We start from the raw sequence: 12,580 nt of genomic DNA, 5'->3' as shown, positions 1-12,580 counted from the left end.
CTATTTCCTGTGCTTTTCCTGAACGCCGGGGCGGATTTTGTGGAACTTATCAGTAAAGTTTCACAACATGGAAAGTTTCAGCGATTTCGCCGCTGCGGCGGATAGTTTCATTTGGAGTCCCTACCTCCTCATCCCCGCGCTGATTGGCACGGGCATTATTCTGTCAGTCCGTCTCGGCGCCATCCATCTGATCAAGCTGAGCGCGGCACTGCGCCTGGGCTTGCTAGATCACAATGACGACGATGCAGAGGGCGACATCTCCAACTACCAGGCACTGTCGACTGCCCTGGCCGCAACGGTCGGCGTGGGCAACATCGTCGGTGTTGCAACAGCCATCGGTCTCGGCGGCCCGGGCTCGCTGTTCTGGATGTGGGTCACCGGCGTTCTCGGTATGGCTTCGAAGTACTCCGAGGCTTTCCTCGGCGTTAAGTTCCGCCAGAAGGACGCTGCCGGCGAGCAGTCCGGTGGCCCGCAGTACTACCTGAAGAAGGCGATTCCGAACGGCTTCGGCAAAACCCTGGCCATCCTCTTCGCAGTATTCGCCGCACTGGCGGCATTCGGTATCGGTAACCTGACCCAGGGCAATGCCGTGGCAACCAACCTGCAGGCGTCCTTCGGCATCGACCCGATTCTGACCGGCATGATCATGTTCATCCTGGTCGGCGCAGCGCTGATGGGCGGCATCAAGTCCATCGGCCGAATCACCGCGGGCTTCGTACCGCTGATGATCATCCTGTACGTCGGCGCCGCGGTTTGGGTCCTTATTGCCAATATCTCCGCGCTGCCCGGCGCGCTCGCGCTGGTCTTCACCGACGCGTTCACCGGCACCGCCGCCGTCGGTGGTTTCGCCGGCGCTGGCCTGATCGCCGCAATTCAGATGGGTGTCGCTCGAGGCCTGTTCTCCAACGAGTCCGGCCTGGGCTCCGGCGCTATCGCCGCTGCCGCTGCGTCGACCTCGCACCCGGTGCGCCAGGGCCTGGTTTCTATGACTCAGACCTTCATCGACACGATTATCGTCGTCTCCTTCACCGGCCTGGTCATCATCACCACCGGCGCATGGGAGCTCGGCGGCGAGGATGCCGGATCTCTAACCGCCGAGGCCTTCTCTCGCGGCCTGCCCGGCCACTGGGGCGGCACGATTGTGACAATGTCCATCGTGTTCTTCGCCTTCTCCACGATGCTTGGCTGGTCCTACTACGGCGAGCGCGCATTCGAGTCGCTTGTGGGCCGACGCGGCACAGTGTTTTACCGAGGCCTGTTCACCTGCATCGTCTTCGTCGGCGCAGTCACCCAGCTGGAGACCGTCTGGGCTGTCGCCTCCGCACTCAACGGCCTGATGGCGCTGCCGAACCTCATCGGACTGATTGTTCTGTCTGGCCTGATTGCTCGCGAGACCAAGGCCTACTTGTCCTTCGACCCACAGCTGCGCGCGACCGCAGAGGAAGTGGACAAGTGGCAGGCAACCCAGAGCTTCTCCGCGTTCAGCGACGGGAAATAGGAGTCCCCAGGTTAGGAGCAGGACGGCGCCGCGCCGGGGTTTTTAATCGCGGCTAGGGCATCGTCCACATTCCTCACCCTGACCAACTTCATATCCCCTGCGTCCGCGGTGAGAGCCTCGACGCAGTTGCCCGCTGGCACAAAGAACAGCTCGGCCCCGGAATCCCGGGCAGCCGAGATTTTGTGTTTAATACCGCCGATTTCGCCGACGATCCCCGCCGCATTGATGGTGCCTGTGCCCGCAATGTGATGACCTTCGGTCAAGTCGCCGGGACTCAACTTGTCGATTACGCCGAGCGTCAGCATCAATCCCGCCGACGGCCCTCCGATACCGCTTAACTGATACTCCACCTTGGTTTGCCCTGCCGACTGGGTCGACATGCCAATCCCGAGCAGCGCCGCACCTTTGGCATGCGGGTTTTCCCCGAGCTCAATCGCAACCGTGCGCTCCTTGGCCGCGTCTTCACCGCGCACCTTCAGCTCGACTGCGTCACCGGGGTTCAGCGACTGCACGTGGTCCTTCACCGCATCGGGCTTTGTGGCCTTAATCCCATCGATCGAGATAATCACGTCGCCCTCGTGCAGCTTTCCCTCCGCGTTGCTGCCCGGGACCGTGTAAGCCACGGACACTTCGGTCGGCAGTCCGAGTTGCGCTAGTGCAGCCGAGGTGGCATTGGCCTCCGACTCCGTGAATGCGGCCTTATTCTCCTCCTCGACTTCCTCCTGGCTCTGCCCCGGAGGAAACACCGCCTCGATGGGTACGATCTCGTTGTCGGAGTCCAGCCACATCGCAATCGTCTGTGGCAGGGAGAGGTTATGGTGCACCGCCACGGTCGTCATATCCAGCTCGCCTGTCGACGGTTTGCTGTCCACAGACGGTCCGGAGACCTCGATGATGCTCTTGCCTTCTACGTCGCTCAGGACATCGAAAAGCGGCCCCGGCCCCTGTGCGGCGAAGGGGACCGACAGGGCCGGAGCGGAGAGGACCCCTGCGAGGGCGACAATCGGTACAGCGCCGACGAGGAGGGTTTGGGTACGACGTTTCACGGGTATCCACCCTACATTCCCGACGTAGTTCAAATCGATAGTTGCGTTCGGATTGTCGACCGTGTTCGCTGGTCGCGAAGATTGGCCCGGATATGGCGCCTTTGCGTGCTAATGCCTATCCTCACCCGGTACGGTGGGGACATGAGTTCAAACGGATTTGGCTTCGGTCCGAACGGCAACAACGACGGCGACGACGATCGCGACGACCGCAAGGACAACAACCAGGGTGGCTTCGGCGGCTTTGGTGGCTTCGGTGGTTTTGGTGACCAGTCGAATCCTTTCGGCATCTTCGGCTTCCCGTTCGGCGCTCCCGGTGGCAACGGCGCCGGCGGCTCCGACGACTCGGCTACGGGCAACGGTCGGGGCGGCTCCGGCTCCGGTGGTCCTGGTAACTCCGGCGGACAGCCGAACCTCGGCGATATCCTGAACCAGTTTGGCCAGATGTTTTCCGGCATGGGCCAGCAGTTCGCGCAGTCCAATTCCGGACCGGTCAACCATGATGTCGCAGAGCGCGTCGCCCGCACCAGGATTGGTCAGCCGACAGATATCAAAGACTCGGCCCGCGATGCGCTCACCGACTCCCTGCGCCTGGCGGAGCTCTGGCTCGATGACGCGACGACGCTGCCCGCGGGCGCCAACCGCATCGAGGCCTGGAACAGCCTGCAGTGGCTCGAAAACACGATGGACACCTGGAAGCGCCTGGTCGATCCTGTGGCCAAACGCATGAACGACGCTTCGCTGGAAGGCGTCCCGGAGGAAGCTCGGGAAATGATGGGCCCGATGATGGGCATCATGAACCAGATGAACTCCATGAGTTTCGGCACGCAGCTCGGCGGCGCATTGGCCAGCCTGGCGAAGGCGACGCTCACGGGCTCGGACCTGGGCCTACCGCTGCACACTATCGGCGCTGCGGTTGCGCTGCCCACTCATCTGACCGCTCTGGCGGAAGAGCTGGAAGTCCCCGAGCGAGACCTCTACATCTACGCAGTGGCGCGCGAGGCCGCACACCAGCGACTGTTCGCGCGGGTGCCGTGGCTCGTAGAGCGCATGATTTCCTCCGTCGAGGAATACGCCGCCGGAATCCAGATTGACTACTCCTCTATCGAGGAAGCCGCACGCGGATTGAACCTGGAGGGACTCCAGGATCCCCAGCAGATGCAAGAGGCGATGCAGCAGTTCCAGAACATGGACCTATCGCCAAAGATCAACTCCCGCAATGAGCACGCCCGCTCCCGTTTCCAGACCCTCCTCGCGCTCGTCGAAGGCTGGGTGGACATGGTTGTCACCGATGCTCTCGGGGAGCGCCTCACCGGCGCAGCACAGCTGGACGAAGCCTGGCGCCGCCGTCGCCTCACCGAGGGCGCCGAGCAGGCTCTGGAGAAGGCCACCGGCATCGACCTGGGCTCCCCGAAGGTCCGCGAGGCTACCGAACTGTGGCGTCGCCTGACCACGGCCGTCGGTATGGAACGCCGCGATCAGGTCTGGGATCACCCCGACTTCCTGCCTGTCGCGGAAGACCTCGACGACTCCGCAGCGTTCATCGACTCCGTCCTCGGTGGCACCGAGTCGGATGACTTCGACCCCATCGCCGAGCTGGAAGAGCAGCTCCGCCGCGAGGCCGAGAGCGGCGAGAAGGACAACGGCTCGGACGACGAGCCAGGCAACGCCTAGTAGAGCCTCCTAGCTCTGCGTTCCCCAACGCTGATAGGCCTCCAGGTAGCCGCGCGCCCTCTCATGGTGCGGAGCCTGCGAGGCCCAATACCAAAACTCCTCGGTATGCCCGCCCTCGACAAAGGTGTGGACTAGTTCGTGCACAATCACATCATCGAGAACGTAATCCGGGACGTCGGCAAGCCTATGGGAGATGCGAATCCGGCCTGGCTTCTCCACGCCCCCGGTGACCGAAGCCCAGCGGCGGGACATATTTTTGACCCACTTGATTGACTCGAAGCGTGGCTTGTTCTGCAACACGGTTCGGGACAGAGTCCGGGCGCGGCGCTCCAGGTCCTTATTGTCCAGGCCGTTTCCGACCTTCTTGCGCACGCGCTCGACGATTTCAAGCACCTGCTGCTGCTCGGCCTTAGGCGGCATATCAGCAGGAACCATCACGACAATCCGATTGCCCTCAGCACGAGCGGACACCGTCCGACGACGACGCCTTGACCGCCGCACCTCAACGTCGGGCCCATAATCGGGTCGCTTCTTATCCATGCTTTTCAGCGTATACGTAGCAGACGTGTCCCCGCACCGATTGCGGGAGACACTCCCCCGGTGTACTGATAGAGCCCATGGGGGAAATTGTAGGGAAATGAGGGGGAGTTTCCGTGTCCGCTCCGGAACAGGGCCCAGCGTTGCGCCCGGAAGTGCCGATTCTCATGAGACCGGGGTCTCGAATTCAGTTTGGGGTAGAGTCCGCCCGCTCGCTGATTCTCCCGCTTGACGACGGCATCGCACCCGGCCCCGTGTTTTCCGCGTTACTCGCGGCCCATCGGGGCCGGCCGCTGGCTGAGGAGCTCGAGCGGGCGAGGTCCACCGCGTCTTTGCCGGAGAGTTTCGTCTCCGCGCTTCACGACGACCTGGTTAGGGCCGGGTTAACCCAACAGGGCCCGTGGAGAAGACGCCACACCATCATCGGACGCGATGGGCTGAGAACCGGGCTGCACGAGGGGCTGCGCAGAACGGGCAGCGCCACACTGACTAAAGCCATGGCACCCAGTAGAAATGCCACGCGTTGGCTAGCCCAGGCGAATGCTGAAGAGATCGGTCTCGTCGTGCTCACCGGCATGGAGGTACCGAGCCTGCCGCTGACTAGGGTGCTCTACCACCGCGGTATTGAGCATCTGTACACGCACTTCCGCGATGGCGCTCTTATTCTGGGACCACTGGTAACACCGCATGGGGTATCCGTGCTTCGTAGGAGTTCCGGTCAGGCTGCAGAAGGAATCCCCGGGACCAAACCCCCATGCGGAATGTGCCTCGAGGCCCACCGCCGAGACCGCGACCCGGCACGGGATCTTCTGGCGCTGCAGTTGCGCACCTACGTGCCCGTCGCATCCTCGGAGTGGACCACGGCGGCGGTTTCGTTGCTCTTAGGACAGCTAAGGCGTCGCGACCTGAGCAGCCTGCGCGGCCACGAACTGCGTATTGACCTGGAAAACCTCGAAATAACGCGTCAAGGTTTCACTGCGCATCCGCAGTGCCCGGTATGCGGGTCCCCTACGAGTCGACGAATGAGTTGACCAGCGCCAAAATCCCATCACCGTAGTGTGTCAGCTTCGCCTCTCCGATACCTGGGATCTCCAGGAGCTCCTCCGGAGTCGTCGGCTGCTGCTCCGCGATTGCTAGAAGGGTCGCATCGGAGAACACGACAAACGCCGGCACGGACATCTCCTTGGAAACCTCCAGGCGCCACGCCCGAATTGCCTCCACCAGTTGAGGATCCGCAGTCACCGGGCATTCCTCGCAGCGCCCAGAAATGCGCTCGGCATCCGTATACAGCGGCTTCGTGCACCCCTTGCACTGGCGAGTCTTTCGTTTCGCTCGCCGAGACTGCGGATTCGCCTGCGCGGAACTATGATCAGACACACCAATCTCGAGGCCGTCGAGGAAGCGGCTACGTTGACGAGTCTTTCGGCCGCCCTCTGCTCGCGCGAGCGACCAGGACAGCTCCAAATGCTCGCGAGCTCGGGTGATGCCCACGTAGAACAGGCGACGTTCCTCTTCGATGGCCTCGGTCGCTTGAAGCGGGGAATGCTCGGCCTTCTTCAGTGCGTGTTGGATGGGCAACGCGCCGTCGGTAAGCCCGACTAGGAACACGGCGTCCCACTCGAGCCCCTTTGCCGCGTGGAGGCTGGCGAGAGTCACCCCCTGCACCGTCGGCGGATGTTTTGCCTGTTGACGCGTGTGCAGCTGCCCCAAGAGAGCCTGGATATTCAGCTCCGGGTTCGTGTGGACGAGGTCTCGACAAAGATCGAACAGCGCGCTGAGCGACTGCCAGCGCTCCCGAGCCCCGGCCCCCTCCGGCTCCTCCGGGGTCAGACCAAGACCCGCAAATACCTGCTTAACCTGAGCAAGCAAATCCTTTCCCTGCAAACGGACAACTGCTGGGGAACGAGAGACCCGCACGAGCGCAGAGATGGCATCGCGAATCTCGGGGCGCTGGTAGAACCCATCGCCGCCGCGTACTTGATAAGGCACGCCCATCTCCGACAACGCCTGCTCGAAGACAGCAGATTGGGCGTTGATTCGGTAAAGAACTGCGATTTCGGATGCCTGCACACCCGAATCAATCAGACGCTTGATAGTCCGAGCGGTGGCGCGCGCCTCCATCGGTTCATCGTCGTACTGGTTGAAAGTGGGCTCAGGCCCTTCCGGGCGCTGCCCAACCAGTTTCAAACGCGACCCGGCGATACGCCCCTTCGCTTGACCGATAACTTCATTCGCGAGCTCAACAACCTGCGGCGTTGAACGATAGTCGCGCTGAAGGCGCACGACCGTGGCCTCGGGATAGTCCCGGGAGAAGTTCATCAGATAGTGCGGAGTCGCTCCGGTGAAGGAGTAAATCGTCTGGTTGGCATCGCCGACTACCGTGAGGTTGTCGCGCTCGCCCAGCCACGCGTTGAGAACTCGCTGCTGCAGGGGCGTGACGTCCTGGTACTCATCGACGACGAAGCATCGGTACTGGTTTCGGAATTCCTCCGCCACGGCACGTGAATTTTCCATCGCACCCGCGGTGTGAATTAGTAGGTCATCGAAATCTAGCAGCAGCCCATCGGGGGTCGTTTTGATGTCCTCATATGCCCGGTAGCAGTCGATTACTTTGCTGGCCGCGATTGGAGCTGTACGCCCGTGCTTCTTCAACGCGTCCGCGTACTGTTCTGCTCCCGCCAGTGTGGCCTTTGCCCACTCGATCTCGCCCATGACATCGCGAATGGTTTCCTTGGAGCCGTCGAGTCCGATGCGACGTACGGCCTGCGCGACGACTCGAAACTTCTGGTCGTCCAGCAGCTTCCAAGGCATGTCGCCTGCCACTTGTGGCCAGAAGTAACGCAATTGGCGCAGTGCCGCTGAGTGGAAAGTTCTAGCCTGTACGCCCGGGGTTCCCATAGCGGCGAGTCGATCACGCATCTCCCCTGCCGCTCGCGACGTGAAGGTCACCGCCAGAATTTTCTGCGGCTGCACAAAGCCCTGGTCGATGAGGTATTTGATTCGATGCGTAATCGTTCGGGTTTTACCCGTACCGGCACCTGCGAGGATACATACTGGCCCCATCGGTGCCGTCGCTGCTTCCCTCTGATCAGGGTCCAGGCCAGAAAGGTATTCCGGCATGTTATCGCGCTCCGTCACCGAGTAAGTCCCCCTCGTATCTCTAAAAATCGTGGATTATTCGAGTCGCATGCCGTTACCCGCCGAGACTTACTCGTCACTGCTGTAGACGCGACGCACGTACAGCAGCCGGTCACCGGGTTCCACCGACTCGCACTCGGGTGAATCAATCCGGTAGAGCTCACCAGAACGCACGACTCCCAGGGCGATATCAGCGAGGTGCCTCGGGCTGGCGCCAATCTCTTCCTCAGTAACCAGGCGCTCCGCAACAGAGAATCCTTCGTCCGGGCTGAGTAGATCTTCCATCATCTCCACAACGGACGGGGTCACTGTGGCCAGGCCCAGCATTCGGCCGGCGGTTTCCGAGGAAATCACTACTTGGTCTGCTCCAGATTGAGTGAGCAAGTGGCGGTTTTCAGACTCTCGCACAGATGCAACGATGGATGCTCCAGGAGCAAGTTCACGTACGGAGAGAGTAACGAGCACCGCGGTGTCGTCCTTATTCGGGGCGATGACTACCGAACGAGCCCTTGGAATTCCGGCGAGTTTAAGCACATCTGATTTCGTCGCCGAACCGTGAACCGTCACAAGCCCTTGGTTGGTAGCGTGCTCGAGCGCCTGCTTATTCGTGTCAATAACCACAATTTCGGCGGGATCAACGCCGTCGGCAAGCAGAGCGGCGATGGCGGAACGGCCCTTAGTGCCGTAGCCGATAACAACGGTGTGATTGCGCAACTGTCTCCTCCAGCGCTGAATCTGCAGTGTCTTTCGAGATTCCTGTGTCAAGACCGTCAAGGTCGTACCGACCAAGAGTGCCAGGAACGCAACTCGCAACGGGGTGATAATCAGGATGTTAAAGATGCGAGCCCGCTGAGTCACAGGGGTGATATCGCCGTAGCCCGTCGTAGAAAGGCTGACCGCCGAATAATATAGGGAATCGACAAAGGTGAGATCCTCTGTGTATCCGCCCTTGTCGTAATAAACAACCAGGGATGCAATCAGGAGCAACACTGCGGCGTAATTAAGCCGCCTGACAATTAGGCGCCACGGGTTCTTGGGCGCCGATTCAGGTAGTCCAATGACACCGAGCAACGCGTGATCGGGCAGATCATCGAGCTCGGCCTCATGCCCCGAGGAGTTGCGAACTGGCTCACGCAAAGCGCCCCACTCCCACCTTTCCTAGTGAAACGGAGGCTCCTAACTCAGGAGCTCCTTCATTTTCCTGTCTAACTCTATCCTGCTTGGCAACAGCGCTTCATCCGGCATCAGGGTCTTCCCTGCTCCGACGTAGAAAAACCCTGCGCTGATTTGAGTCGGTGAGATATCGAGCCCCATTTCTTGCAGCCGGTCGGACCAGGCCAACCGATATATTGCCAGCTGTAGAGCCGCGATCTCGAGAGCTTTCCCCTGCGGCGGCCGTCCAGTCTTCCAATCGATGACGGTCCAACGCCCACCAAGGTTGAAAACCGCATCTATGCGCCCAATGATTCTGCGAGCACCAATGGAGATTTCGAAGGGCACCTCGACGTATTCGGGGGTACGGTCGGCCCACTCGGACGCCTCAAAGTTTGCCTGCAGATTACGCAGCTCCCGCTCTGACACCGATTCTTCCTGCTCCAGGAAAACATCGAGCCGGTCAGAGTAGAGGTCTTCGTCATCCAGCAGGCTGTGCGCTTGGAAGCGGTTTTCCAACCACGCGTGAAACGCTGTGCCTCGACGAGCAAATCGATTGGGCTTAAACGGAACCGGCCTCACTTTACGGCGGGCGAAGCCCTCCGGATCGCTCACCAAAGCCTGGTACTCGCTGGTCGACAGGCTCTGCGGCATCGGCAACACGATATCGTCAGCCTTCTTCCTGCGCAGTTCCTCGATAAGAAGTGTTGTCTCGGACTCCCAGACCTGAGACAAATCGTCCTTGATGGGAGCTTCGTCAGAACCATCCTCGAGAAAACGTCGCACATTTCGGGCTGCGGCCTCCACCTGCTCACGACGGTTACCGAGCGTATCCGCCGGCCACAAAGCCCCGTCGATTGCCGGATTATCTGCATCCGCGGAAGTCTCGGAGTCTTCTCCGCCTCCTTCCAGGATTGATTCCTTGGTCACCCACACGTCAATGTGATTGGGGAATTTCTTGGCAATCTTTGTGAAATCATGCGACGGTTCCGTCGATGTTTTGTTCTTCGCTTTGGGGCGAATACTCGCCGTGACAACCAGTTTGCGCTCGGCCCGGGTCACTGCGACGTAGAATAGCCGTTGCGCCTCCTCAACTAGCAACTGGCGGAGCTGGTCTTTGTACTCGTTGAGTGCTTCTTTTAGCTTGGACTGGTTTTCGGCCCCTGAGATGTCCAGTTCCGGTACCCCGTTTACCGTGCTTTCCGACGCCTCCATTTGCGTCAGTGCAGCGTCCACTTCGCCAGGCGAAGATTTCTCTTCTGAAGCATTCTCCTTCGCTAGCGGAGCCACTTCTGCGACCGCGCCCGGCGGCACAATATCCGGCCGACTCAACCAGGATGAAACTTTCGGCTTATCAAACTGAGCTGCAGTTACCCGCGGTACGACGACGGTATCCCATTCCAGGCCCTTCGACTTGTGCATCGTCAGAATGTGGACACAATTCGGTGGAACCTCAACCGGAGCGCGGTCGAGTCCGCCATCGTGGTCGATAGCGAAATCGAGATATCCGAGAAACGCCGAAACATCGTCTGAATTGGTCTGGGAGTACTGTGCGGCGATATCCACGAAACGGTCAATGTGCGCCACTGTGGGACGTGTAATCGCAGTCGCTTCGCCAAATTGACCAGCTGCGGCCTCTACACGAATCCCCAGCTCCTCAGCGATATCTTCGACCAGCTCGGGCAACGTTTTGACCAAGGAGAATCTACGCAGTCTACGAAGGATTGCTCCCAATTCGGCAATTCGGCGCATGCCTTCTTCGGAGTAATTCAGCAGGCGCCCACTGACCATAGGACCATTTTCCGATTCCTGACCGCGAGCGAGCGGCGTGCCGTCACTGAACCGGATATCGGGGTCAGCAATCGCATGGGCCAAGCCGAGAGTTTCGCCGGCTTCCTCGGATTCTTCAACGAGGGCATCTAGCCGTGCAGCGAACTCTTCAAGCGGAGATTTCGGCAGCATCGTATCCGCGGACGAATCATGCCGCTCGCTCTGCCCCACGTTCGCCAGCTGCTGGACTCGAACACGGAGCTGTTCCACGTCTGCTGCCCCAATGTTGAACCTGGGGCTGAGTAGCAGTCGGAGCGTATCTTCGTCGCTGCTCGGGTTAATGAGTACCTTCATCGTCGAGGTAATATCCATCACCTCTGGGAGGCTGAGAAGTCCCGCAAGACCCACAATTACTGCAGGTACACCTCGTTCTGAGAGAGCATCTAGATACGCGGGCGATTCCTCGTTGGTACGCACGAGCACCGCGGCACTGAGGCTCTGGCCGACCGCAGTCCTCTGTCGCATCTCCTCAGCCAACAAGTCTGCGATATAGCCGACTTCTTCCTCTCCCGTACCCAACACGGACAGAGTAACCTCTCCGTCTCCTGCTTTGGGCCCAGCGGTAAGGCGCTCTACCGTACGCTTCTGCCCCGCGAAGGCACTGTCGGAGAGGGAATTGGCGAGGTCCAGAACTGTAGCTGGGTTTCGCCACGAAATGGTCAGTTGCTTCTTCTCCGCTGGACTGCCGTCCGACCGAGGGAAATCGCTCACGAACTGGTTGAGGTTCTCTGCAGTAGCACCGCGCCAGCCGTAAATCGCCTGCATCGGATCACCCACTGCGGTCACGCATGCCCCGGAGTACAGAGCTCGGAGGAAGAGACGCTGCGTGTGCGAGGTGTCTTGGTATTCGTCGAGCAACACAACTTTGAACCGCGAGCGTTCGGCGCGGGCGACCTCCTCAAATCGACTGGCCAGTTGTGCTGCTCGCGCCATTTGTGTGGCGAAAGTCGCCAGGTTCTCGGAATCGCATTTCGCTCGCATCTGCTCCAGAAGCGGTAGCAACTCGAGACGCTGCCTCTGAGCGTCGATTACGTTTTGTAAATCAGTCTGCATCTCCGCCCGCTGCCGCGGGCCTTTTGGGGACTGCTGAATGTTGTGGATGAACGCCTCGGTTTCTTCTTTCGTTTCCAACACCGAGGACAAGTTCGAGTCCATATTCGCACCGAGGTAAATGATTCGCTCTGCGAGCGTTGTCGGCGCTATATCCGATTTAATCGCTTTCGCAGCGAGGGCAATATCCCATGCCAGCTGCCACTGCGTTGCCCCATCAAGAATGCTTACGCCTGGCTCTGTGGGGAGCAATAGGCCGTAGTTCTTTACGATCTCCGAGGCGTAGGCATCGTAAGTTGAAGTCGACGGAGCGATTACTTCCAGCCTTCGCAGAACTTCCGGGCTGGCTTCCGCGCGAAAGTCCCTGGCCCCAGCCAACTGGTGAAGCTGTTGCCGGATGCGCACGCCCAATTCGTTGGCTGCCTTGCGGGTAAAGGTTAGGCCGAGTACTTCCTCCGGACGAACGTAGCCGTTTGCGACCAGCCATACGACTCGCGCCGCCATTGTTGCGGTCTTTCCGGCGCCGGCGCCCGCGACCACGAGCATCGGCTCAAGTGGCGCACCGATGACTGCCGCTTGCTGCTCTGTCGGGGGAAATGCCTGCCCCATCATCCGCGACAGGGTAATCGGATCAATATCCTTCATCTTCGACTCCATG

The 12,580-nt window shown here is 60.3% G+C and carries 8 protein-coding genes; 3 read left to right on the top strand and 5 right to left on the bottom strand.

Translation table 11 applies throughout. The features are described from left to right. Nucleotides 1-67 precede the first annotated feature (67 nt). Nucleotides 68-1,498: an alanine/glycine:cation symporter family protein gene (locus CLAC_RS02945; protein WP_053411622.1), complete on the top strand. Its 1,431-nt coding sequence runs from the start codon at nt 68-70 to the stop codon at nt 1,496-1,498. An 11-nt stretch (nt 1,499-1,509) separates the two neighbouring features. On the opposite strand, the gene CLAC_RS02940 is transcribed toward CLAC_RS02945, so the two are convergent. Further along, nucleotides 1,510-2,544 carry a YlbL family protein gene (locus CLAC_RS02940; protein WP_053411621.1) on the bottom strand — a complete coding sequence of 345 codons (1,035 nt, stop codon included), beginning with the start codon at nt 2,542-2,544 and terminating at the stop codon, nt 1,510-1,512. A gap of 141 nt (nt 2,545-2,685) precedes the next feature. Between CLAC_RS02940 and CLAC_RS02935 the strand changes: the two genes are divergently transcribed. After that, nucleotides 2,686-4,215, top strand: a complete 1,530-nt coding sequence (locus CLAC_RS02935) for a zinc-dependent metalloprotease (RefSeq protein WP_053413232.1) — start codon at nt 2,686-2,688, stop codon at nt 4,213-4,215. A 9-nt stretch (nt 4,216-4,224) separates the two neighbouring features. Here CLAC_RS02935 and CLAC_RS02930 read toward each other — a convergent pair whose 3' ends face one another. Continuing rightward, the gene (locus CLAC_RS02930) at nt 4,225-4,755 is read right to left on the bottom strand and encodes a YgjP-like metallopeptidase domain-containing protein (protein WP_053411620.1); all 531 of its coding nucleotides are present in this window, start codon (nt 4,753-4,755) and stop codon (nt 4,225-4,227) included. Between the two features lie 113 nt (nt 4,756-4,868). Here CLAC_RS02930 and CLAC_RS02925 point away from each other — a divergent pair, with 113 nt between their 5' ends. Beyond that, entirely contained in the window at nt 4,869-5,783 is a 915-nt protein-coding gene (locus tag CLAC_RS02925) for a TOMM precursor leader peptide-binding protein (protein ID WP_245621950.1), read from the top strand. Here CLAC_RS02925 and CLAC_RS02920 read toward each other — a convergent pair. The 3 genes from CLAC_RS02920 to CLAC_RS02910 form a co-directional block, all read right to left on the bottom strand. After that, nucleotides 5,761-7,872: an ATP-dependent DNA helicase UvrD2 gene (locus CLAC_RS02920; protein WP_053411619.1), complete on the bottom strand. Its 2,112-nt coding sequence runs from the start codon at nt 7,870-7,872 to the stop codon at nt 5,761-5,763. The genes CLAC_RS02925 and CLAC_RS02920 overlap by 23 nt on opposite strands. 87 nt (nt 7,873-7,959) lie before the next feature. Beyond that, nucleotides 7,960-9,027 carry a potassium channel family protein gene (locus CLAC_RS02915; protein WP_053411618.1) on the bottom strand — a complete coding sequence of 356 codons (1,068 nt, stop codon included), beginning with the start codon at nt 9,025-9,027 and terminating at the stop codon, nt 7,960-7,962. Between the two features lie 39 nt (nt 9,028-9,066). Further along, nucleotides 9,067-12,579 carry an ATP-dependent helicase gene (locus CLAC_RS02910; RefSeq protein WP_053411617.1) on the bottom strand — a complete coding sequence of 1,171 codons (3,513 nt, stop codon included), beginning with the start codon at nt 12,577-12,579 and terminating at the stop codon, nt 9,067-9,069. Nucleotide 12,580 lies beyond the last annotated feature (1 nt).

Source organism: Corynebacterium lactis RW2-5 (assembly GCF_001274895.1).
Classification (GTDB): domain Bacteria; phylum Actinomycetota; class Actinomycetes; order Mycobacteriales; family Mycobacteriaceae; genus Corynebacterium; species Corynebacterium lactis.
This window is presented reverse-complemented; position numbering and strand designations above follow the sequence as displayed.